The organism is Falsiroseomonas sp. HW251, assembly GCF_050563545.1.
Classification (GTDB): domain Bacteria; phylum Pseudomonadota; class Alphaproteobacteria; order Acetobacterales; family Acetobacteraceae; genus Falsiroseomonas.
The window spans coordinates 221,955-243,344 of the sequence record NZ_JBNXUM010000006.1; the positions used below are offsets into that span (position 1 = coordinate 221,955).

Sequence of the window (21,390 nt, forward strand, 5' to 3'; positions counted from 1 at the left end):
GGCCCCATGTCCGACATCATCGCCCGTCTCGCGCCCGGCCAGGCCGTCGCCGCGCTGCGCGCCCGCCGCCCCGTCACGCGCGACCATGGCCAGGCGAGCCACGACGCGCTCCTCGCCGCCGCCGACACCGCTGAGGTGACGCTGGCCGAGCGGCTGGCGGTCGCCGCCTATATCGCCGCGCTGCACAGCGACGCGCCGGGCAGCGCCGAATACGGCGCGCGCCTTCGCGGCGTTGCGCCACGGCTGGCCGACGCCGTCGCGGAGGTCGCCGCGGCGACGGTGGCCGAGGGCCCCTATGGCCGCTATCCCGCCGGGCCGCTCAGCGCAGAGGACCGTGAGGGCCCAGGCTTCGCGCTGCCGACGGCACTGGCCGAGACGCTCGGCCCGCGCCTGTGCGCGGCCTTCGCGCATGCGCATCTGCTGGTGCTGCATCCGCGCGATGCCTCCGTCGAGGCGATCGCGGCGCTGCGCGCGGCGGGCTGGTCGCCGGACGCGATCGTCACGCTGTCGCAGCTCGTCGCCTTCCTCGCCTACCAGATCCGCGCCGCGCATGGCCTGCGCGTGCTGGCGACCGCCTGAGGGACACGCCGATGCCTGACACCCACGCGCCCCGGCCGGGCCCGAACGTCTTCACCCGCGCGCAGCTCGGCTGGGAGCCCTGGCTCGAGCCGCTCGACGAGGCCGCGTTGACGCCGCGCCACCTGGAAGCGCTGATCGAAGCCGCACGCGCGAAGTCGCCCTATTTCCGCCTGCTGGCGCGCGACCCGGACGCGCTGGAGCACCGCACGCGCACGGACAAGGACATCTTCCTCAACGCCGATGGCGGCCTGCCGCGCGCGGAGCGGGAACTCGCCGCCGCCGTCGCCTCGCGCGTCAATGGCTGCATCTACTGCGCCTCGGTCCATGCCCGTCTCGCCGCGACCTATTCGAAGCGCGAGGCCGATGTGGACCGGCTGCTGGCAGAAGGCCCTGCGGCCGATCTCGGCGAGCGCTGGAATGCCATCGTCGCGGCCGCTGCCGCGCTGACCGCGACGCCGATCGCCTTCGACGCGACCCATGTCGCGCGGCTGCGCGTGGCGGGGCTGGACGACCTCGCCATCGCCGACCTGGTGCAGGCGGCGTCCTTCTTCGCCTGGGCCAACCGCCTGATGCTCTCGTTGGGCGAGGCGGCATGAGGCCACCCAAGACCGAGACCCACGTGACCTATGAAACACTGCGGCTGCGCCGCGTCTCCCCGCATGTCGGCGCGGAGGTCGAGGATATCGACATCACCCGCCCGCTGACCAACCGCCAGGTGGAGGAGCTGCACACGGCGCTCGGCGAGTTCGGCGTGCTGTTCTTCCGCGACCAGCGCTTCGAACACGACAGCCAGAAGCGCTTCGGCCGCTATTTCGGCGAGCTCGACATCCACCCCAACACGCCGGGCCCCGAAGGCCATCCGGAGATCCTGCCGATCCACGCAGACGCGGACAGCAAGATGATCGCGGGCGAGCGCTGGCACAGCGACGTCTCCTGCCGGCAGGAGCCGCCGCTGGGCTCCATCCTGCATCTGCACACTGTGCCGCCGACCGGCGGCGATACGCTCTTCGCGAGCCTCGCTGCGGCCTACGACGCGCTCTCGCCGCGCATGAAGGCCTATCTGGAGGGGCTGACGGCATTCCATTCCGGTGAGCGCAACTACCGCAAGCGCAACCGGCTCGAGGGCATCGACGACACCGGCCGCGTCTTCCCCAGCGCGAACCACCCGGTGGTGATCCCGCCATCCCATCAGCGGCCGGCGCGGCCTCTACGTCAATCGCCTCTTCACCTACCGCATCAACGAGGTGAGCGAGGAGGAGAGCGAGGCGATCCTGCGCTTCCTGTTCGAGCACGCCGAGAAGCCGGATTTCCAGATCCGCTTCCAGTGGCGGCCGCATTCGGTCGCTTTCTGGGACAATCGCGCGGTGCAGCACCTCGCGATCTGGGACTACTTCCCGCAGGTGCGCAGCGGATCGCGCGTGACGGTGAAGGGCGGCAGGCTCGCGGCATGATGACCGGGCCCTGGACCAGCATTGTCCTGACTGTGGTCAGGGCAATGCGGGTCCAGCTTTCTCCGGCCAACAGCCTCGGGCCTCACTCCGCCCTCGGCGGCAGGCCGCCCATCAGTCGAATGACAATGGCGGGCCCACCATCCCCTTCGCGACCGCCACGGCCCTGGCTCGCCGGCGCGTCGCGGTGTCCAAGGACCGCCCCCCGGGCGGCCGCACCCGTCAATGGCGGCAGCCGACCCGGGGACCAATCGGTCAGAAATAGCCACCCTTCTCGGTGATCTGCCGCACGCTGTCGCCCTCGGCGACCCAGCGGAAGATCTCGCGTTCGTTGCCCAGGATCTGCTCCGCGCGCTCGAGCACGGCCATGGCGAGGCCGCGCGGCACCACCATCACGCCGTCCATGTCGCCCACGACGATGTCGCCAGGCCGGATCCAGACGGTACCGATGCGGATCGGCACCTGGTAGTGCGAGATCAGGCACCGCCCCAGAGAGCCGTTGGGCGAGCGGTACCGATAGAACACCGGGAAGTCCTTCTGCAGGATCTGGGCGGTGTCCCGGATGCCGCCGTCGATCATGGCGCCCCGCACGCCGAGGCCTACCGCGGTCGCCGTCATCACGCCGCCCCAGGCGGTCGACTCGATGTCGCCGGATGTGTCCCAGACCACGAAGTCGTTGCGGCCCATCTTCTCGATCATGCCGGTTCGGAAGGTGAGCTCGCCTGTCACCTTGGTGTTGGGCGCGCTCTTCACCGTGAAGGCGAAGCCGGCGACGGTCCGCTCCGGCCGCAGGCAGTGCAGATGGCCGGGGATGGCCTGGTCCATCAGCACGTGCTCGCGCAGCACGTCGGAGATGGCGCCGGTGTAGAGTCGCTCGTAACGGGCCAGGATCTCCTCGTCGGGACGCGGCAGCGGCACGATCTCGTGGTGTTCGCGCTCCGCGATCAGTGCTTCCAGCCGCATCAGCCGCGCCTCCTTCTGGAGGGCCTGGGTGTCCACTTCATGCGGTGCGGGGGCGTGGTCGGCCATGTGGCTTTCTCCTTGATGTCTAAAGGGCCATGCCGCCGTCCACCGGGATGTCGGCCCCGGTGACGTAGGCGGCAGCGTCGGAGCAGAGGAACAGGGCGGCGCCGGCGCAGTCCTCGGCCGTGCCCAGCCGGCCGGCCGGGATCCTGCCCAGCACACGGGCGCGCATCGCGGGATCCGCCAGCGTGGCGGCATTGCGCGGCGTGTCGATGGCGCCGGGCGAGATCAGGTTGGCGGTGACGCCTTGCGCGGCCACTTGCTTCGCCAGGTTGCGCAGCGCATTGGCCAACGCGGCCTTCAGCGCCGCATAGACCATCATGCGCGGATGCGGCCGCAGCGCCTGGACCGAGGAGACGCCGAGCACGCGCCCCCAGCGCCGCTCCGCCATGCCGGGCACGATCGCCTGCGTCAGCGTCAGCGCTTCGCGGAGGTTGATCGACCACTGCAGGTCCATGTCGGCGGCCTCAGCGGCGTGCCACTCCTCCTCCACCTGGATCGCGGCGCAGAGGACGAGGATGTCGGTCGGGCCGCCCAGCGCCTGCTCCGCCAGATGTGCGAGCCGTGCGCCGGAGCCGGTGGACCCAAGGTCCAGCGGCACCGCAACGGCCCCCGGCAGCGTGGCGGCCAGCGCGCGTGTTTCCTCCGCCTGCGCCTCGGCAGCGTTGACGGCCACGCGCGCACCCGCGCCGGCGAGCGCGGCCGCGATCGCCGCGCCGATGCCGCGGCTCGCGCCGGTGAGGAGCGCACGCCGCCCGTCGAGCCGCAAGCAGCCACCATCTCTCACCGCGCGGTCCCCCCCATGGCCGGAACGGGCCGGCATGCCGCGGCTGGCCGGGTCATTCAGCCGCGCCCGGCGGCAGGGCGTGCCAAGCCGCCGCCACCTCGCGCAGTGCCGGCAGGACAGCCCCGCCCTCGATCACCACGCGGTGCAGCAGCCGGCTCGCCCGGTTCTGGAAATCGTGGAAGCCGGGCCGGTTCGGCCGGACATAGGGATGCTCCGCACTCTCCCGCACCGCCCTGAAGAAGCCGAGCGTCGGCTCGTCGTGCCGCGGGTCGAGCCATGCGGCGCGCGCCGCCGGCTGGCCTCCGAAGGCGACGTAGAGCGTGGACTGGATGTCCGGCGAGGTGAGCCAGGCCGCATGCCGCGCGGCCGGCGCGGCGTTCCGGCTGCGCGCGGAGACGCCGATGCCCGCGCCGCCGAGGATCGCGCCTCGCCCGTGGCCCGTGCCGGAGGGAAGCGGGTGGAAGGCGATCCGATGCCGCCCATAGCCGCGCAGGCTGTAGGTGGAATAGCCGTAGGTCATCGGCACGAAGGCGATCGTGTCCTCCTCGGCCATGCGGTTCAGCAGGCCGACCGGATAGGCCTCGCGGCACCAGGCCGGCATGAGGGCCGCGAGCGCGGACAGGTCGTCGAGCGCGGCGGCGGCGATGTCCTCCACGAAGGCCGGGCCGTCATGGGCGGCGAAGGGCGGCGCGCCACGGTTCGCGCAGAGGCTGAGCCAGGCGCCCCAGACACCCGTCGGGCGCATCGGCATGGCCACTGCCCCCCGGCGCGCGAGCGAGAGCACGGCCGGCCAACTCTCCGGCTGCTCGACGCCGAGCCGCGCAAGCAGATCCGGCCGCGAGGCCGAGACATGGGTCGCGACGTCGATCGCCAGCGCCGCCTGCCCGCCCTCGTGCCGGAACGCATCGTGCAGCGGGCCGATGGTGCCGGTCCGCCGCTCCCCGAGCGTCGCGGCGTCCAGCAGGGTCTCGAGCGGGATGACCCAGCCGCGTTCCAGCGCCTCGCCGGCGAAGGGGTAGTCGAAGACCAGCAGGTCGAAGGCGTCGAGGTAGGGCTCCAGCGGCTCCTCGCCGAAGGACCACAGCGAGCGCGCGGTCCAGGTCACCCGCTCCTCCGGATGGGCATCCTCCCAGACGCGGCCGAGCGCCGCGAGCGGCGCGAAGCCGCGCGTGTGGCCCCAGGTGATGCCGCGCAACTCGATCACCGACGGCTCCGCATCGCCCGGACGGCGGCGATGGTCGCCTTGAGGTAGCCGATGGTGAAGGCGCGCGCCGCGAAGCCGCCCATGGGGTGATGATAGGGCGTTTTCGATGCGGACAGCTCGGTCCGCCACTCCGTGTCCATGTCAATCTGCGGCACGTGGCCGGGGATCATCACGCCGTTGAAGCCCACCTCGTCCAGCGCAGCGATCAGCGCCAGCGGGTCGTAGTCCGCATCGTCCACGAAGCTTTCGGTGAAGGCCGGCACCGTGCCGCGCGTGGCCTGGAAATGCAGGTACAGAAGCTTGCCGGCCGGCCCGAAGTGACGGATGGCCGCCACCAGATCCTCTCCCATCGCACCCCAATTGCCGAGGCAGAAGGTCAGGCCGTGCGCCTCGCTCGGCTGGATCGAGAGCGCGCGCTCGATCGTCGCGCGGGACCGCATGAGGCAGGGCAGGCCGCCCAGCGTCTCCACGGGCGGGTCATTGGGATGGATGGCGAGCTTCACCCCTTCCGCTTCCGCGGCCGGCAGGACGCGGCGGATGAACCATGCGTAGTTGTCCCAGAACTCCTCCTCGGCGTAGTCGCGCCCGGCGATCAGCGGCGCGTCACGCATGAGCGCGAGGTCGAAGGCAGTGGCGCGTGCGCCGCCGCGGATCGGGTTGGCGTAGCTCGAACGCCAGACGCCGTTGACCATCCAGTTGTAGCCGAGCACCGGGATGCCGGCGCGACCGACCGCCTGGATGATGCGCTTGTAGGCCTCCACCTGCTGCTCGCGCCCGTCCAGGCCCAGGATGATGCGGTCATAGAAATGGGCGGAGACGCTTTCGACCGCGAACAGCCGCAGCCCCTGCGCCTCGCAGCGGGCGCGAACCGCCAGCAGCTCGCGGAAGCTGAGCGACTCCGGCGTGGGGAAGGTCGTCGCCCAGAGGATCGTGTCGTCGATGCCGAGCTGCTTCATGAACCGCAGCCGGTCGTCGGTGGGCGGCCAGAAGGTCGCCATCGCCGTCCGCATCGGAAGGTTCGCCCAGTCGTGCCGGGCCGGAATGGGTCGGATCGCGGTCATGTCGCTGGCGGCACCCTGCATCGCGCTACTGCGGGCGGATGCCGATGGCGCGGATGAGCTCGCCCCAACGGGTCAGCTCTGTCATGTAGAAGGCCTGCGCCTCCTCCACGCTGGCCGACGGCGCGGGCTCCACGCCGGCGCGCAGCAGCCCTTCCTGCACCGATGGCGTGGCGACCGCGCCCGTCACCGCCTCGAACAGCGCGGCGACCGCGGGCGCGGGCGTGCCGGGTCGCACCATCACCCCGTGCCATGAGCGAAAATCCGTCTCCGGCCCGAAGCCCAGCTCCCGCGTCGTCGGCGCGTCCGGCAGCATGGCGATCCGCGACTCCTGCATCACGGCGAGCACCCGCATCGCGCCGCCCGCGACCTGGCCGGGCAGCGTGTTGTCCACCGGCGTGAAGGTGCCGTGCAGCGTGCCGGCCAGCATCGCCTGGTAGACCGGGCCGGTGCCGGTGTAGGGCACCATCAGCGGCGCGAAGCCGGCGGAGCGGGCCAGCAGCTGCGCCGCCAGGAAGCCCGAGGTGCCGGTGCCCCCATGGCCGAGGGTGAGGCCTTCCCGGTTGGCGCGCGCGAAGGCGATCATCTCCGGCAGGGTGCGGAACGGCGCCTGGCCGCCGACGACGATCGCGACCGGCACCGTGCTGATGCGCGAGACCATCTGGATGTCGCGGATCGGATCGTAGCCCACGCTCATCAGGTGCGGGTTGGTGCCAAGCGTGATCGCGGCGAAGCCGATCGTTTGCCCGTCCGCCGGCTGCCGCAGCACATGCTGCATCGCGACGTTGCCCGAGCCACCGGTGCGGCTCTCGACCACCACCGGCTGGCCGAGCTTCGGCTCCATCTCCCTGGCGACCAGCCTGGCGACCAGGTCGATCGTGCTGCCTGGGGCGAAGCCGTTCACGAAGGCGACCGGCCGCGTGGGGCGCCAGCCCCCCTGCGCGCGGGCAGCGCCCGGCAGTCCCGCCGCGAGCGCGAGGGCACCCAATCCGCGTCGGCCGATCATGATCGTCCCTTCCTCCCGTCGTTGCAGCGTGTCGGCCCCGAAGCGCTCATCCCTTGACCGCGCCGGAGGTCATGCCGGCGGCGATGTGGCGCTGCAGGGCGAAGGTGGCCACCAGCACGGGGGCGAGCGCGATGGTGGAGGCGGCCATGATCTGCGGCCACTCGATCCCGGTGTCGCCGACGAATTCGGCGATCACGGTCGGCAGCGTCCGCGCCTCGCGGCTGGTGAGGGTCAGCGCGAAGAGGAATTCGTTCCAGGCGCCGACGAAGACGAAGACGCCGGTGGCGGCCAAGCCCGGCGCCATCAGCGGCAGCACCACGCGCAGCACCGCCTGCGGGCGCGAGGCGCCGTCCACCATCGCGGAGTGCTCCAACTCCTCCGGCACGGCGTCGAAGTAGCCCTTCAGCATCCAGACCGCGAGCGGCAGGTTCAGCGCGGCGTAGGCCAGCACGAGCGTCGGCGTGCGGTCGTGCAGGCCGAGCCAGCTGGCCGAGAGGAAGATCGGCGTCACCAGCGCCACCGGCGGGAACAGCCGCGTGACGAACATGCCGTAGAGCACGGCGCGTCCGCCGCGGAACCGGTAGCGGGAGAGCGCATAGGCCGCGAGCAGCGCAATCGGCAGCACCACCGCGAGCGTGCTCGTGCCGGTGACCAGGCTGTTGGCGAAGCCCTGCGCGAAGCCGCCCTTCATCCAGACGGCGCGGTACGCCTCGAGGCTCGGCTCGAAGATCCAGCGCGGCGGCAGGGCGAGCGCGTCGCGCTGCGTCTTGAGCGAGAGCAGCGCCATCCACACGATCGGGAACAGCGTCAGGCTCGCCGCGGCACCGGCCAGGATGGTGAGCGCCACGCGGGGCCAGAGGCGGCGCGCGCTCATGCCGGGCCTCGCCGGTAGAGCACGCGCAGCAGCCCCCAGGCGAGCGCCGCGCTCAGCGCGAGCAGCAGGGCGGAGAGCGCGCCGGCGCGGGCAACGTCGAACACCTCGAAGGCGGCGCGGTAGAGCAGGATGGAGACGGTCTCGGTCGCGCCGTTCGGCCCGCCGCGCGTCAGCACCCAGACCTCGTCGAACAGGCGCAGCGTGAACACCAGGCGAAACAGCAGCGCCAGGGCGATGGCCGGCTTCAGCAGCGGCAGCGTCACATGCCACAGGCGCTGACGGAAGTTGGCGCCGTCCACCTTCGCCGCTTCGAAGGGCTCGGGCGGCAGCATCTGCAATGCGCCGAGCAGCACGAGGAACACGAAGGAGGTGTTGTGCCAGACCTCGGTGACGAGGATGGCCAAGAAGGCGGTGTTCGGCCCCGCCAGCCACACCACCGGCCCGATGCCGACATAGGAGAGGTAGTGGTTGATGACGCCGAACTCGCCGTGCCACATCAGCCGGAACACCAGCGCCACGACCAGCGGCGTCGCCATGATCGGCGCGACCAGCAGCGTGCGGATCAGCCGCTGGCCCCAGATCGCCTCATGCGCGACGAGCGCGAGCGCGAGGCCGAGCGTGAACTCCAGCAGCACCGCCGCGGCGGTGAAGGAGAGGGTGACGCGCAGCGCATTGAGGAAGCCGGGCTCGCCCAGCACCTCCGCGAAGGTGCCGCCGGCGACGAAGCCACGTGGCCCGTCATCCTCCAGCAGGTTCCAGGCATGGACGCTGGCATGAAGGTTGAAGAAGATCGGATAGATCACCACCACCGCCAGCAGAAGCAGCGCCGGCGCCAGCAACAGCCAGGGCGTCGCCGCGCGCAACCAGCGGTTCGGGCCGCGGCGCGCCGCCTGGAACGGGACGGAGAGCGGGGCGGCGCCGGCGAGTGTCATGCCAGCAGCCGGTTGACCTCGGCCTCGGCTGCGGCGAGCGCCGCTGCCGGCGTCGCGCTGCCCGCCAGCGCCGCGCCGAGATGGCGCGAGAGCGCGTCGTAGACGCGCGGCAGCTGCGGGGCGTTCGGCATGATCTTGGCGTGGGGCAGCGCTTCGCCCAACGCGGCGGCGATCGGCACGGCGGCGGCGAATTCCCTGTCACGCACCACCGAGAGCCGGCTCACCGGATTGCCCTTCTCGATCGCCATCCACTTCTGCTGCGGCGCGTCCGTCAGGAAGCGGATGAACTCCCACGCCATCTCCTTCCTGGCGGAGGCGCGGTTGATGGACATGGCCCAGCCGCGCGCGGGATAGGCGGGGGAGACGCCCTCGTTCCGCATCGGCGCGGCAAAGGCGATGCTGTCGGCCACGCGGGAGGTGCGTGGATCGGTGAAGCGCGGCCAGTAGGCGGAGAACAGCACGCCCATCGCCGCGCGGCCCTGTGCGATCGCGTTGATCGCATCGTCGAAGCCATAGCCGACGACGCCCGGGTTCACGAGCCCGTCGGCGATCAGCTGCCGCCGCGCCTCCAGCGCGCGGATGCCGGCCGGCGTGTTGAGGGCGGCGCGGCGCCAGTCGGGAGGGGCAAGCAGGTCGGCGCCCAGCGGCGCAGCCATCTCGTACCAGTCCAGCACGCCGGCTTGGCCCTGCAGCCCCTGGTAGACGGCGCCCGATACCTCGCCGCGCGCCAGGGCGCGGGCGGCGGCGAGGAACTGGTCCAGGGTGCGCGGCATGGCGAGCCCTGCTTCGCGCAGCAGGTCGCCGCGGGCGTAGAGCAGGCTGACGGAGACGCGCTGCGGGATGCCCATCACGGGCCCGTCCGCCGTCTGCGGCACGCGGAACTGCTGCACCATGCCGGCCGAGAAATCCTCCATCCCACCAGGGGGCGGGGCGGTGCGGATCATCGGGTCGAGCGGCTCGCAGAAGCGCGCCACGCTGGTCGTCCAGAAGGCGTCGGCGACGCTCAGGACGTCGAAGGCGCTGCTGCGGGCGATCAGCTCCTGCTGGATGCGCTGGCCGAGCACCTCGGTCGGGAAGGTGACGGTCTCCACGCGGATACCCGTCTGCGCCTCGAAGCGGCGCAGCAACTCGCCGTCGCCGGTGGCGGCCAGGATCACCGGATGCGTGACCCAGGAGATCGTGCGCGCCTGCGCGCGCGTCACGGTGGGCGCCGAGAGGCCCGCGCCCACGAGTCCGGCCGCACCGAGCAGCATCGAACGTCGTCGGATCATGACAAACCTCCTCCCTGCGATGCTCGGACCAGTTCTTCTGCTTGCCAGTTCAGATTTGAACTGGCAGTTAGTATTTGGATGGAGCCTAGCAGCGGCGGAGCGGCGGTCAATGATAATCTCAGGCGCTGAAGCACCGGCCGGCACGCACCGCATTCCGGCGGTGGAGCGCGCGGTGGACCTGTTGGAGGCTCTGGCCAGCGCGCCCGCCGGCATCCGCGAACTGACGGCGCGCCTCGGCATCCCGCGCTCCACCGTCTACCGCGTGCTCAACTCGCTCGAGGCGCGCGGCCTCGTCGTGCGCGGCGCCGAGAACGCCTACAGCCTCGGCCCTCAGCTGCTGCGCCTCGCGCGCGCGGTGCCGAGCGGCTTCGACCTGGTCGCGGTGGCCCGCCCATTGATGGACGAACTGGCGCGCGCGCTGCGCTGCTCGGTCAAGCTGTCGGTGCGGGAAGGCGAAGTGGCGCTGGTGGTGGCCACTGCCGAGAGCCCAGAGACCTATTCGGTGACCACCCAGGTCGGCCGCCGCTTCCCGCTGCATGCCGGCGCGGCCAGCAAGGTGCTCGCCGCCTTCGGGCCGGAGGAGGTGCAGGCGCGGCTGCTCGCCGCCCCGCTCGCCCGGCTGACGCCGGCGACCATCACCGAGGCCGACGCGTTGCGGCGCGTGCTGGAGGAAGTGCGGCGCGACCGGCTGGCCATGGATGCCGGTGAGTTCGCGCCGGGCATCCGCGCCGTCGCTGCGCCGGTCTTCGGGCCAGAGGGGATCTGCGTTGCCGCCCTCAGCATACCCTATCTCGACGCCGAGGCCGCGCGGCGCGAGCGCCCGATTCGCGAGGGGCTGCGCCGCTGCGCCGGCGCGATCTCCGCGCGGCTCGGCGGCGCATGACGAGGGTCAGCGCAGGGTGATGCCGCTCGCCTGCGCCAACCCCTTCATGTAGCCGACGGTGTAGATCATGCCGTTGGCCTCGTAGCCGACATTGGTGCCCTGCACCGGCCCGTCGTGGCGCGGGTCGCCATCCATCGCGGGGGCGTGGTCGGGGCGGATCGGGCAGTCCAGGCCGAGCTCCGCATAGGCGCGGAACACGGCCGCCATATCGGTGTCGCCCTCGTCTGGGAAGGTCTCGACGAAGCTGTCGGCGCGGCCGCGCACGTCGCGCACATGCACAAAGGCGATCTGGCCGGCGCTGCCGAAGCGGCGGGCGGCCGCGGCGACGTCCTCGCCCATCGTCGCGATGCTGCCCTGGCAGAAGGTGAAGCCGACGGCGGGACTGGCGGCCTCTGCCACGGCGCGCGCCATGGCCTCCGTGCTCGTCAGGATGCGCGCGACGCCGCGCAGGCGCGGCACCGGCGGGTCGTCCGGATGCAATGCCATGCGCACTCCGGCGGCCTCGGCCGCCGGCGCGACAGCGCGGATGAAGTAGGTCCAGTTCTCCCACATGCGCCCCGCGGACACCTCGCCGGCCTCGGTCACGCCAAGCGCCTCCGCCTCCTCGGCGCGGAAGGCGGTGACCAGCGCACCACCGCGACCTGGAACCGCGGTGCCGCTGCGCTGCCAGCCGAGAACCATGAAGTTGAGGCAGAGCAGCGGGACCCCGGCGCGGCCCATATTCACGAGCATGGCGCGGTAGCGGTCGATGTCCTCGTCGCGGCCGGGCAGGCCAAGCTTGATGCGGCGCATGTCGAACTGGTCGCCCTCGAGCCCGACCACCTCGAAGCCGCCGGCGCGGTACTCCCGCAGGGTTGCGGCAAGGCTCTCGAAATTCCAGGGCGGGAGCCGGCCGGTGAGGTCGGGTGCGAGCTTCGCGATGGCCGCCGTGACCCCCATCTGCCGCGCCACGGTCCATCGCCGGTCCGGCCGCGGCGGCAACAGCATGCAGAGGCGCATTGGTTCCGCTCCCCTTGGGCAGTCCGTCGCGCGGCCTGGCGGCGCGTGCGGTACTGTGTCGGGCGATTACTGACCGCCATCGGTCACTGTAGGGCTTGCCCGAGAGTTGGAAAGTTCCGGCATTCCGCCCTCTCAGACCATCCTGTGATCGAGCAGCCGGGCATTGCGGAACAGACCGTCGACGAGGGCGTGCGCAGCGACGTCACGCTGCCGCGGCATCTGGAGTCGCTTCCGATCAACCGGTAGCGCAGCGCTTTCAGCGGTCCTGCAGCATGTAGGCAGCGCCGCACCGCGCGCAGATGTCCCGCACGTGCCGATCGAGCGCCGGCGGGATCGGGATGCCGTCGCGAAGCCGCTCGGCCCGGGCGAGGTCTTCAGGCTCCCCCGGGACGAGAACGGGCTGGTCAGGATTGGCTGGCGGCGTGCCGTGCAGCACATTGATCATGGCATCCATGTCGTCCTCGAAGGCGCCAGGCGGCCGGAAGGCACGCGGGTCAACCGCCATGAAGAAATGGCCGACATTGTCCGGCTCGTCGGCCCGGCTCCGGCGGCTCTCCCGCAGCGGGGAAAAGGAGCCGCCGGTCAGCGTCGCGCCCAGGATCTGCGCCATAAGCGCCAGGCCATACCCCTTGTGGCCACCCGCCTCCGCGGTCCCGCCCAGCGGCGTCAACCCGCCCTCTGCCCGACGGTAGAGATAGTCCATCGCCATGGCAGCATCGGTCACGGACCGTCCCGCCTCGTCCGTCACCCAGCCCTCCGGCAGCGTCCTGCCATGAAGATCGTAGACCTTGACCTTGTTTGCCGCGACGGTGCTCGTCGCGATGTCGAGCACGAGGGGGCGGTTCCGCCCCGCCGGCGCCGCGAAGGCAATCGGGTTGGTCCCGAGCACCGGGATCGCACCGCGCGTCGGCACGACGAGCACGCCGCGCGCCGAGCTCGTAACCATCGCCAGCAGCCCGCGCTCCGTCGCGAGGCGCGCGTAGTAGCCCGCGGCGCCGAAATGGTGGGAGTTGAACACGCCGACCGCCCCGATGCCGGCCGCGAGCGCCTTCTCCACCGCGAGCTGCATCGCCATGACGCCGACGGGATGGCCGAGCCCGGCGCCGCCGTCCACGAGCGCGGTGCAGGCATTCTCGCGCACCACGAGCGGTCGTGCCTGCAGCCTGAGCTGCCCTGCCATGCGCATCCGCTCGTAGAGCATCAGCATCGAGATGCCGTGCGAGTCGACCCCCGTCAGGTCGGTCTCGCTCATCACCTCCGCTGTCGTCTCCGCCAGATCGTCCGGCATGCCCCAGGCGAGGAGGATGGCGAGGATCTGCCTCCGGATGCGGGCGGCTGCGACGCGCACGGCGCCGGGGCCGGTCTCCTTCGCCCCGGCCGTCATTGCCAGGGCGTCCGCTCCCAGATCTGCTGGTAGCGCCTGAGCTGCGCCGGCATCTGGGCCTCCCACTCCGCTCCTCGCAGGAAGGCCATCGGCAATTCGAGCTGCCGGGCCTTCTCGGTCCATTCAGGGGTCGCGATCACCTTCGCGATCGCATCCTCGAGTCGCTTCGCGATCTCGTCCGGGACGCCGCGAGGCGCGCCGAGGCCGCGCTCGCTCGTCATGATCACGTCATAGCCCTCTTCGCGGAAGGTGGGCACGTCGGGCATCAGGTCCCAGCGCCGCTCCCCCATGCCGGCCAGCGCGCGGAGCAGCGGGTTCTGCTCGCCCAGCATGCCGATCTCGCCGAGGTTGAGGCCGGCGACGTCGATCTGCCGGCCGAGCACGGCATTCCTCGTCGGTCCCGCGCCGGCGAAGGGCACGTGGATGAACTCGGTGCCCGACGCGGCCTCGAACAGCGTCAGGCCAAGATGGTCGTCCGTACCGATGCCGGAGGAGCCGACGCTGATCGTCCCCGGCCGGCGCTTTGCGGCCTCCACCAGGTCCTTCAGTGTGCGATAGGGCGAGTCCCGGTGCACCACGAAGGCGCTGGGGTCGTCCACTAGCCGGGCGATCAGGCGGATCTGCGCGCGGTCGTAGCGGACGCGGCGCTGCACACCGAGCGAGAGGTAGCCCGGCGTGTTGATGGTACCGAGCGTGTAGCCGTCAGGCCGCGCGCCCTGCAGCGCGACATAGGCGGTCTCGCCGCCGGCGCCGGGGCGGTTCGATACGACGAAGTTCGCGCCCGGCAGTTCCGGGATCAGCATCTGCGCAAGCGCCCGCACCATCACGTCGGTGCCGCCGCCCGGCGCGAAGCCGACGATCACCTCGATCGGCCGGCCGGCCGGCCAAACGGGTTGCGCGACCGCGGGCGCGGCGAGCGTGCCAATGCTCGCGGCGAGAAAGAAGCGGCGGGTGGGGCCGTGTGTCATGTCGTCTCCTCCGTTGTGGTGGCGCGCAGCGCGGCGAGCAGGGCTGACGCGGGATGCGGGAGTCGGGCGCCGTCCAGGCGTTCGGCCTGGCATCGGCAGGAAAAGCCGGTGGCGAGCAGCGTTCCGGGTGTGGCCGGGAGACGTCCACCACCAGCCCGCGCGATGCGGGCCAGGTCCTCCGTCCCGCGGGGGAAGGCGACGGCCTGTGGCACGATCTCGTACACCGAGTTGTCGGTCGCCAGCACGGTGCGGTCAGCGTCGTCCGAGGACAGGTCGCCCTCGAAGCCGGAGGCGCGCAGCGCCTCGAGGAAGGCGGCATAGACCACCTCCGGCGCCGGCGCGCGGGGCAGGCGCGGGATCATCGCGAGGCCTCGCGCGTCCCGTCAGGCCGCGGCGCGCAGCCCGCCCGGCACGACGATCGCGCCTTCCAGCGCGGGCAGGCGGCCCGCGAGGACGGCGACGATGCTCTCCGCCGCGCCGGTGGACATGCCGACCGCGCCCCGCGGCGTGTTGGCCGCGAGATGCGGCGTCGGCAGCACGCGGGGATGGCGGCGCAGGGGGCTCTCCGCGTCCAGCGGCTCCTTCGCGAAGACGTCTACGCCCGCCCAGGACACCTGGCCGGAGTCCAGCGCCGCGAGCAGCGCCGCCTCGTCCACGATGCCGCCTCGCGCGGTGTGCACCAGGATCGCGCCGCGCGGCAGCAGCGCGAGCTCAGTCGCCCCGATCATGCCGCGCGTCGTCGCATCAAGGGGGCAGTGCAGCGACAGAACCTCGGCCCGCACCAGCAGGCCGTGCAGGTCCGCCACGCGCTCGCCGGGGCCGGGCAGCGCGCCCGGCGCGATCAGCGGATCAAAGGCGAAGACGCGCATGCCGAAGGCGTCGGCGAGGCGCGCGACCTTCGATCCGATCGCGCCATAGCCGAGGATACCGAGCGAGGTGCCCTCCACGTCGCGCGTCATGCGGGACGTCTTCTCCCACACCCCGCCGCGCATGCCCTCAACGACCGAGGGCAGGTCCTTGAGCAGGGAGAGCATCAGCGCCATTGCATGCTCCGCGACGGAGCGCGAATTGGCGCCGGCCGCGCGCGTCACCGTCAGGCCGCGGGCCTTCGCGGCCGGGAGGTCGATGCCATCCACCCCCGCGCCATGGCGCGCGATGACGCGCAGTGCCGGCGCGGCGGCGTCCATGACCGTGCCGTTGATGATGCCCTGCCGGTGCAGCAGCGCGATCGGGCGGTGCTCCGCGATGGCGGCCAGCAGCTCGGCCTCGGAGGGGTAGGCGGAGGTGCAGGGCACGGCGTAGCCGGCCTGCTCCAGGATGGCGACGGCCTCCGGCGCGAGCTTGGCGGCGGTGACGAGGACGGCGGGCTTCCCAATGGGGGTCATGGTCATCTCCTTCAGGCCAGGCCTTCGCAGCCCAGGCGCCGCAGCGTCGAGTCCACCCAGGACGCGTCATGGCTGCCGGCCTCGATATTCGCCATCTGTTTCGCCTCGGCCGCGGCCTTGGCGGTGGCGGCGGCATGCACGGCTTCCACGTGATCGAAGGGAACGCAGAGCAGGCCGTCATCGTCGCCGAGGATGAGGTCGCCGGGTTCGATCACCATGCCGTCGATCGCGATGGGCACGTTGATCTCGCCGGGGCCGTCCTTGTAGGGACCGCGATGCGTCACCCCGGCCGCGAAGACCGGGAAGGACTGCGCGCGGATCGCGGCGCTGTCGCGGATGGCGCCGTTGATGACGATGCCGCCGAGCCGGCGCCGGACCATCTGCGCCAGCATAAGCTCGCCGATGATCGCGTTGATGAGGTCGCCGCCGGCATCCACGACGATGACGTCGGCGGGCGCGGCGAGCGAGATGGCCTTGTGGACCATGAGGTTGTCGCCAGGCCGCGTCTTCACCGTCAACGCAGGCCCGGCGAGGACGCCGCTGCCATGCATCGGCCGCAGGCGCGGGCCGCCGGCCGTCATGCGGGACATCACGTCGCTGACGTTCGCGACGGGCAGCGTGCGGAAGCGCTCGACAGCCTCGGGCGCGACGGCGCGCTTGCGGGTCAGGATGCGGAAACCGATGGCCATGACGGTGCTTTCCTCGTGCTGGAGGCCCGGTAGATCGGCGTTGTTAGAAATGCAATGCAATTTCGATTGCGCCGCTGATCATTCCTTCCAGGGCCGCCGGTCCCACAAGGCCCGCAGCGCGGCCTCGCCGCCGAGCGCCGCATCGCGGTAGGCCGGGCCGACCAGCGGCTTCAGCGGCAGGCCCGCGCGCGAGGCGGCCTCGGACCAGGCGGGGTCGGCGAAGATGGCGGTGAAGGCAGCTTCGATCTGTCGGCGGATTGCGTCCGGCATGCGCGGCGGCCCGAACACCCCGCGCCCCGCGGAGAACACGAGGTCCACGCCGCTCTCGCTATAGGTCGGGATCTCCGGCGCCGTGGCGTCGCGCCCGGCCGAGGCGAGGGCAAGGCCGCGGATCGCGCGGTCGCGCAGCAGCGGCACCGCCTCGCTGATGTTGAAGGCACCTATCTCGAGCTGCCCGCCCAGCAGCGGGACCAGCAGCTGGGAGGTGCCGTTGAAGGGGATGTGGTTCAGGCGGATGCCGGCCTTCTCCTCCAGTAGCAGCGCGGCGATGTGGTCGTCGCCGCCGATCCCGGCCGTGCCGTAGGCCACGTCCCCCGGCCGGGCGCGGGCGGCCTGAATGACGCCCTGCAGGCCGCCCAGCGGGCTGTCAGTGCGGACAAAGAGACCACAGGGATCGTCCACGACCTGGGCGAGGTAGGTCAGCTCCGCTGGCCGCCAGCGGACCGGCCGCTCAATCGGCTGGCTCAGTACCGTCGGCGTGGCGCAGGCGCCTAGGGTGAAGCCGTCCGGCGCAGCATTGGCCACGGCCTCGGTGCCGAGCTGGCCGCCGGCACCGGGGCGGTTGGAGACGACGATCCGCGCGCCCGGCAGCTTCGCAGCCAGGAAAGGCGCGACGGTGCGGGCCATGGCGTCCATGCCGCCGCCCGGCGCGAAGGGCACCACGATCTCGATCGGCCGGCCCGCGGGCCAGGTGCCCTGCGCCAGGGCGGGGCGGGAGATGCAGCCGGCCGCCGCGAGCAACGCGGCGCGGCGACCGAGGTGGAGTGCAGGCATGCCGGAGGTTTCCTTCCCTGGGCCGCCACCATGCTTGACAGGTGGGGCGGTGAACCGCGTATAACGAAACTGCATTTCGAAATGCAAGGTCATTCGGCAGGACAGGGAGGAAGGTGTCCATGACCACTCGCCGCCAGGCGCTCCGCGCCACCATCGGAATCCTCGCGCTCGGCACGCTGCCGCGCCCCGTCCTGGCGCAGGGGGATGCCTGGCCATCCCGCCCGATCCGTGTCGTCGTGGCCTGGGCGCCCGGTGGAGCCGTGGACACCATCGCGCGGCGCCTCGCGCCCAAGCTCTCGGAAAGCCTCGGCCGGCCGGTGGTGGTGGAGAACAAGTCGGGCGCGACCGGCACCATCGGCGCCGCCGAGGTCGCGCGCGCCGCGCCCGACGGCTACACGCTGCTCGCCATGGACAACACCTACGCGATGTTGCCCTACCTCTTCCAACGCCTGCCCTTCGACCACGCGACCGCCTTCCGCCCGGTGACGGTCAGCGCCTTCTCCCCCGTCATGATCGCCGTCCACAAGGACGCGCCCTGGCGCGACCTCGGCGCACTGATCGCGGACGCAAAGCGCGAGCCCGAGAAGATCACCTACGGCACCGGCGGCATCGGCAGCGCGCCGCATTTCGCGACCGCCGCCTTCGCCCAGGCCGCCGGGGTGAAGCTGTTCCACGTGCCCTTCCGCGGTGCCGGCGACGCGGTCACAGCGGTGCTGTCGCGCCAGGTGGATCTGGTCATGGCCTCGCTCGGCTCGGCGCTCGGCCATGTGCAGGGGGGCTCGCTCCGCGTGCTCGCGATCAGCGGCACGCAGCGCGCGGCGGCGCTGCCCGACGTGCCGACCTTCGCCCAGGCCGGCCTGCCGAATTTCGGCCCGCATGGCGAGGGCGTGGTGAACTGGTCGGGCCTGGCCGCGCCGGCGCGCACACCGGATGCCATCGTCAACCGCCTGCAGGAGGACGTGGCCAAGGCGCTGCAGGCCCAGGACATGCGGGACTTCCTCGCCTCCATTGCCTCCGACCCCGGCGGCATGCCGCCCGCCGCCTTCGCCGCGCTGCTGACCGAGGAGACCGCGCGCTGGCGCAGCGTCGCCGAGACCAGCGGCATCGAGCGGCAGTAGCGCCATGTTCTTCGCCCCGCCCCCGCGCATCGGCTCCGAGGTCTTCACCCGCCTGCCCGACCGCTTCCGCCGCCCACGCGCGACGGAATGGGCGCGCTGGAACCGCGGCGGGCGGCAGATCGACAGCTTCCTCGAAGGGCCGTGCTTCGACGCCGAGGGGCGGCTCTACGTCACGGACATCCCCTTCGGCCGCATCTTCCGCATCACGCGCGAAGGCGCCTGGGAACAGGTCGCGGAATACGATGGCTGGCCGAACGGGCTGAAGGTTGCGCCGGACGGCAACCTGCTCGTCACGGACTACAAGCGCGGCCTGGTGCGCATCGATCCCGCGACCGGCGAGGTCTCGTCTCTGCTCGAGACCGCTCGCAGCGAGGGCTTCAAGGGACTGAACGATCTTTGCCTCGGCGCCGATGGCAGCGTCTTCTTCACCGACCAGGGGCAGACGGGGCTGCACGACCCGACAGGGCGCGTGTATCGGCTCTGGCCGGACGGGCGGCTGCAGCAGCTCATCGGCACGGTGCCGAGCCCGAACGGCCTCGTTGTCGCGCCCGACCTGTCCCACCTGATGCTCGCGGTGACGCGTGCCAACCAGATCTGGCGCCTGCCCCTGCAGGGCGATGGCGTGGTGACCAAGGCCGGCATCTTCGTCCATCTGCATGGTGGACCTGGCGGGCCGGATGGGCTGGCCTGGGATCCCGAGGGCAATCTGCTCGTCGCGCATACCGGCATCGGCACGGTCTGGCGCTTCGATCCGCGCGCCGTGCCGACGCTCGGCATTGGATCCTGCGCCGGTGCCTCCACGACCAATCTCTGCCTCGGCGGCGAGGACGGCCGTGATCTCTTCGTCACGGAAAGCGAGACCGGCAGCATCCTGCGTGCGCGGCTGGAGCGGCCCGGCACGTGAGCCTAATGTGGCGGCCGGAGGTGCGGATGGTGGAGAAGGTGAAGCGGCGTCCGGCGCTGGAAGGCGTGGCCTCGGCCGATCGCGCGCTGACCGTGCTGTCCGCCTTCCGGAAGGGCGACCGGTCGCTCTCGCTCGCCGCGCTGGCGGAACGCACGGGGCTGGTGAAGAGCACGATCATGCGCCTCGCCATCTCGCTGGAGGAACACGGCTACCTCGCACGCGAGGATGACGGGTCCTATCGGCTGGATGCCGAGGTGCTGCGGCTCGGCACGATCTACACGCAGTCCTTCCGCATGGAGTCGCATGTCGTCCCGATGCTCGAGGAGCTCGTCGCCCGCACGGGCGAGACCGCGGCCTTCTACGTCCGTCGCGGCGAGCAGCGGCTCTGCCTGTTCCGCGTGGACAGCCCCCATCTGCTGCGGATGCATGTGAGGGTCGGCGACGCGCTGCCGCTCGACAGTTCCGCGATCGCGCAGGTGCTGCGGGCCTTTTCGCCGAGGCCGCTGCCGGCCTACGCCGCAACGCTCGAGCTGCCGATTGTCACGATGGGCGCGACGGACCCTCACACAGGCGCAATGGCGATGCCGGTCTTCGGGCCGGGGGACGCGCTGGCCGGTGCGCTCGCGCTCTCCGCGCCAGTCATTCGCTGGACATCCGAGGCACTGGCCGCTGCGCGGCCTATCCTTGCTGAGACAGCGTTGGCACTGACCCGCCGGATCGGCGGCGAGACGCCGGATTGGCCTCGCGCCGCCGCTGAGTAGCGGGCAGCCACGGGACTGCCTGGCTTTGGCAGATGTGCGTAGGACTGCTTCGCGGTCAAACCCAGCCTCGCGATAGCCGCCACGACGAGCTGCGATGACAGGCTCCGCATCGGGAACGGTGGGTGCCGCTTCTGCCGCGGGCACCGACGGCGATCGCGAAGCCACCACGTGGAAAGTCGGCACGACCGGCGAGGCGGCAGCGCGCTTTGGTGCGTCGGGCACGGCCGCCGGCTCAGGAACTGCCGTGGGCGCGCCGCTCGCAATCTCATCGATGTCGAGGTACGAGCCGAGGACCTGGCCTCTGCGCGATCGCCATGTGTGGACCGTGACGCGCTTCGCCTGACTGAGCGAACTATTCGGCAGTCCAATGCCGTAATGTCCGAGGCCGCCCCGGTCGTTGAAGCGGGAACTCCCGCCAAAGAGCAGGGCGGTCCGCAGCGTCCGGGCATCCATTCCCGCCCCATTATCAACTACGGGCAGCACCAACGGGTGCTCGTCACGAGTCTCGTCGACAATGATGGACACGGCGATTTCGGTCGCCCCGGCCTGAAGCGCGTTGTCGATGAGTTCCGCAACCGCGTTGGAGGTGCCCTTATAGCCAGAGTCGCGGGCGCTGGGTGGGGATAGAGGCTACCGGCCCTGTGCTGGCCCAGACGCGGCCGCTGCCGCGCAGGCACACGCGAGACGGCGGAGGGCGCAGCGCATCGGCTCGCACTCGAGGTGGAGCGCCTGCGCGCCGAGGGCGTGCTGGGCCAGGCGGCGCTGGCGCGGGCGCTCAACGAGCGCGGCGTGCCGACGCTGACCGGCAGTGGGTCATGGACGCAAACCACCGTCACGCGAATCCTGGAGCGGACAGCGCAGGCGGCTGTTGCTGCGGGCGGATCATGAAGAGCCGTGATGGCCGGGGAGCGGGTCACCAGCCGGTTGCCCGCCAGGGCTGACGCGCAGCTTCATCTTTTGTCGCTGGCCCGCACAGCGGTACGATCCGGGTGCAAAGTAGTAACGAATCCTCGGGCGCGGTCGTCGCGGTCTCGGGCCTGATCGAGATGGCTTCGCATCGAAGA

The 21,390-nt window shown here is 71.5% G+C and carries 23 protein-coding genes and 1 pseudogene; 8 read left to right on the forward strand and 16 right to left on the reverse strand.

The genetic code is table 11. From position 1 onward, the window contains the following. Positions 1-6: 6 nt before the first annotated feature. The 3 genes from ACLF3M_RS09555 to ACLF3M_RS09565 are packed head-to-tail and all read left to right on the forward strand — an operon-like array spanning position 7 to position 2,308. Positions 7-579 (forward strand): CMD domain protein, encoded by a 573-nt coding sequence (locus ACLF3M_RS09555; protein WP_430656678.1) that lies wholly within the window; start codon positions 7-9, stop codon positions 577-579. A gap of 11 nt (positions 580-590) precedes the next feature. After that, on the forward strand, positions 591-1,175 hold the full coding sequence (locus ACLF3M_RS09560; protein WP_430656679.1) for an alkylhydroperoxidase domain protein: 585 nt from the start codon (positions 591-593) through the stop codon (positions 1,173-1,175). Next, positions 1,172-2,308, forward strand: a complete 1,137-nt coding sequence (locus tag ACLF3M_RS09565) for a TauD/TfdA dioxygenase family protein (RefSeq protein ID WP_430656680.1) — start codon at positions 1,172-1,174, stop codon at positions 2,306-2,308. Before ACLF3M_RS09560 ends, ACLF3M_RS09565 begins: the two co-directional genes overlap by 4 nt. On the opposite strand, the gene ACLF3M_RS09570 is transcribed toward ACLF3M_RS09565, so the two are convergent. From ACLF3M_RS09570 to ACLF3M_RS09605, 8 genes are all read right to left on the reverse strand, one after another. Next, positions 2,283-3,056, reverse strand: coding sequence for an RraA family protein (locus ACLF3M_RS09570; RefSeq protein ID WP_430656681.1), 774 nt, complete (start codon positions 3,054-3,056; stop codon positions 2,283-2,285). The genes ACLF3M_RS09565 and ACLF3M_RS09570 overlap by 26 nt on opposite strands. A gap of 19 nt (positions 3,057-3,075) precedes the next feature. Continuing rightward, a complete protein-coding gene (locus tag ACLF3M_RS09575; RefSeq protein ID WP_430656682.1) occupies positions 3,076-3,819 on the reverse strand; it encodes an SDR family NAD(P)-dependent oxidoreductase in 744 nt (247 codons plus the stop codon). Between the two features lie 70 nt (positions 3,820-3,889). Next, positions 3,890-5,041 (reverse strand): extracellular solute-binding protein, encoded by a 1,152-nt coding sequence (locus ACLF3M_RS09580; RefSeq protein WP_430656683.1) that lies wholly within the window; start codon positions 5,039-5,041, stop codon positions 3,890-3,892. Next, positions 5,038-6,102 carry a mannonate dehydratase gene (locus ACLF3M_RS09585; protein ID WP_430656684.1) on the reverse strand — a complete coding sequence of 355 codons (1,065 nt, stop codon included), beginning with the start codon at positions 6,100-6,102 and terminating at the stop codon, positions 5,038-5,040. The genes ACLF3M_RS09580 and ACLF3M_RS09585 overlap by 4 nt, the downstream gene beginning before the upstream one ends. A 25-nt stretch (positions 6,103-6,127) precedes the next feature. Further along, positions 6,128-7,105: a Bug family tripartite tricarboxylate transporter substrate binding protein gene (locus ACLF3M_RS09590; protein ID WP_430656685.1), complete on the reverse strand. Its 978-nt coding sequence runs from the start codon at positions 7,103-7,105 to the stop codon at positions 6,128-6,130. Between the two features lie 46 nt (positions 7,106-7,151). Beyond that, the gene (locus ACLF3M_RS09595) at positions 7,152-7,979 is read right to left on the reverse strand and encodes a carbohydrate ABC transporter permease (protein WP_430656686.1); all 828 of its coding nucleotides are present in this window, start codon (positions 7,977-7,979) and stop codon (positions 7,152-7,154) included. Next, entirely contained in the window at positions 7,976-8,911 is a 936-nt protein-coding gene (locus ACLF3M_RS09600; protein ID WP_430656687.1) for a carbohydrate ABC transporter permease, read from the reverse strand. Before ACLF3M_RS09600 ends, ACLF3M_RS09595 begins: the two co-directional genes overlap by 4 nt. Continuing rightward, complete coding sequence (locus ACLF3M_RS09605) at positions 8,908-10,182, reverse strand: extracellular solute-binding protein (protein WP_430656688.1); 1,275 nt, start codon at positions 10,180-10,182, stop codon at positions 8,908-8,910. The genes ACLF3M_RS09600 and ACLF3M_RS09605 overlap by 4 nt, the downstream gene beginning before the upstream one ends. A 109-nt stretch (positions 10,183-10,291) precedes the next feature. Between ACLF3M_RS09605 and ACLF3M_RS09610 the strand changes: the two genes are divergently transcribed. Continuing rightward, positions 10,292-11,065, forward strand: coding sequence for an IclR family transcriptional regulator (locus ACLF3M_RS09610; RefSeq protein ID WP_430656689.1), 774 nt, complete (start codon positions 10,292-10,294; stop codon positions 11,063-11,065). 6 nt (positions 11,066-11,071) lie between these two features. Here ACLF3M_RS09610 and ACLF3M_RS09615 read toward each other — a convergent pair whose 3' ends face one another. The 7 genes from ACLF3M_RS09615 to ACLF3M_RS09645 all read right to left on the reverse strand — a co-directional run bounded on the left by ACLF3M_RS09615 (position 11,072) and on the right by ACLF3M_RS09645 (position 17,543). Continuing rightward, positions 11,072-12,064 carry a mannonate dehydratase gene (locus tag ACLF3M_RS09615; RefSeq protein ID WP_430656690.1) on the reverse strand — a complete coding sequence of 331 codons (993 nt, stop codon included), beginning with the start codon at positions 12,062-12,064 and terminating at the stop codon, positions 11,072-11,074. Between the two features lie 256 nt (positions 12,065-12,320). Beyond that, the gene (locus ACLF3M_RS09620; RefSeq protein WP_430656691.1) at positions 12,321-13,448 is read right to left on the reverse strand and encodes an Ldh family oxidoreductase; all 1,128 of its coding nucleotides are present in this window, start codon (positions 13,446-13,448) and stop codon (positions 12,321-12,323) included. Then, the gene (locus ACLF3M_RS09625) at positions 13,445-14,416 is read right to left on the reverse strand and encodes a tripartite tricarboxylate transporter substrate binding protein (RefSeq protein WP_430656692.1); all 972 of its coding nucleotides are present in this window, start codon (positions 14,414-14,416) and stop codon (positions 13,445-13,447) included. Before ACLF3M_RS09625 ends, ACLF3M_RS09620 begins: the two co-directional genes overlap by 4 nt. After that, positions 14,413-14,778: a hypothetical protein gene (locus ACLF3M_RS09630; protein ID WP_430656693.1), complete on the reverse strand. Its 366-nt coding sequence runs from the start codon at positions 14,776-14,778 to the stop codon at positions 14,413-14,415. Before ACLF3M_RS09630 ends, ACLF3M_RS09625 begins: the two co-directional genes overlap by 4 nt. Before the next feature lie 21 nt (positions 14,779-14,799). After that, positions 14,800-15,801 carry a hydroxyacid dehydrogenase gene (locus ACLF3M_RS09635; RefSeq protein WP_430656694.1) on the reverse strand — a complete coding sequence of 334 codons (1,002 nt, stop codon included), beginning with the start codon at positions 15,799-15,801 and terminating at the stop codon, positions 14,800-14,802. Between the two features lie 11 nt (positions 15,802-15,812). Continuing rightward, the gene (locus tag ACLF3M_RS09640; protein WP_430656695.1) at positions 15,813-16,490 is read right to left on the reverse strand and encodes an RraA family protein; all 678 of its coding nucleotides are present in this window, start codon (positions 16,488-16,490) and stop codon (positions 15,813-15,815) included. A gap of 78 nt (positions 16,491-16,568) precedes the next feature. Beyond that, positions 16,569-17,543: a tripartite tricarboxylate transporter substrate binding protein gene (locus ACLF3M_RS09645; RefSeq protein ID WP_430656696.1), complete on the reverse strand. Its 975-nt coding sequence runs from the start codon at positions 17,541-17,543 to the stop codon at positions 16,569-16,571. A gap of 119 nt (positions 17,544-17,662) precedes the next feature. Here ACLF3M_RS09645 and ACLF3M_RS09650 point away from each other — a divergent pair, with 119 nt between their 5' ends. From ACLF3M_RS09650 to ACLF3M_RS09660, 3 genes are read left to right on the forward strand one after another with little or no spacing between them, the layout of a single operon-like run. Continuing rightward, the gene (locus ACLF3M_RS09650; RefSeq protein ID WP_430656697.1) at positions 17,663-18,661 is read left to right on the forward strand and encodes a Bug family tripartite tricarboxylate transporter substrate binding protein; all 999 of its coding nucleotides are present in this window, start codon (positions 17,663-17,665) and stop codon (positions 18,659-18,661) included. A gap of 4 nt (positions 18,662-18,665) precedes the next feature. Next, positions 18,666-19,565, forward strand: coding sequence for an SMP-30/gluconolactonase/LRE family protein (locus tag ACLF3M_RS09655; RefSeq protein ID WP_430656698.1), 900 nt, complete (start codon positions 18,666-18,668; stop codon positions 19,563-19,565). A 5-nt stretch (positions 19,566-19,570) separates the two neighbouring features. Continuing rightward, positions 19,571-20,326, forward strand: coding sequence for an IclR family transcriptional regulator (locus tag ACLF3M_RS09660; RefSeq protein ID WP_430656743.1), 756 nt, complete (start codon positions 19,571-19,573; stop codon positions 20,324-20,326). A 255-nt stretch (positions 20,327-20,581) separates the two neighbouring features. Here ACLF3M_RS09660 and ACLF3M_RS09665 read toward each other — a convergent pair. Beyond that, positions 20,582-20,899: pseudogene (locus tag ACLF3M_RS09665) on the reverse strand (ATP-binding protein); the annotation flags it as partial. 147 nt (positions 20,900-21,046) lie between these two features. On the opposite strand from ACLF3M_RS09665, the gene ACLF3M_RS09670 reads away from it, so the two are divergent. Further along, positions 21,047-21,214 (forward strand): recombinase family protein, encoded by a 168-nt coding sequence (locus ACLF3M_RS09670; RefSeq protein WP_430656699.1) that lies wholly within the window; start codon positions 21,047-21,049, stop codon positions 21,212-21,214. Positions 21,215-21,390: the final 176 nt, after the last annotated feature.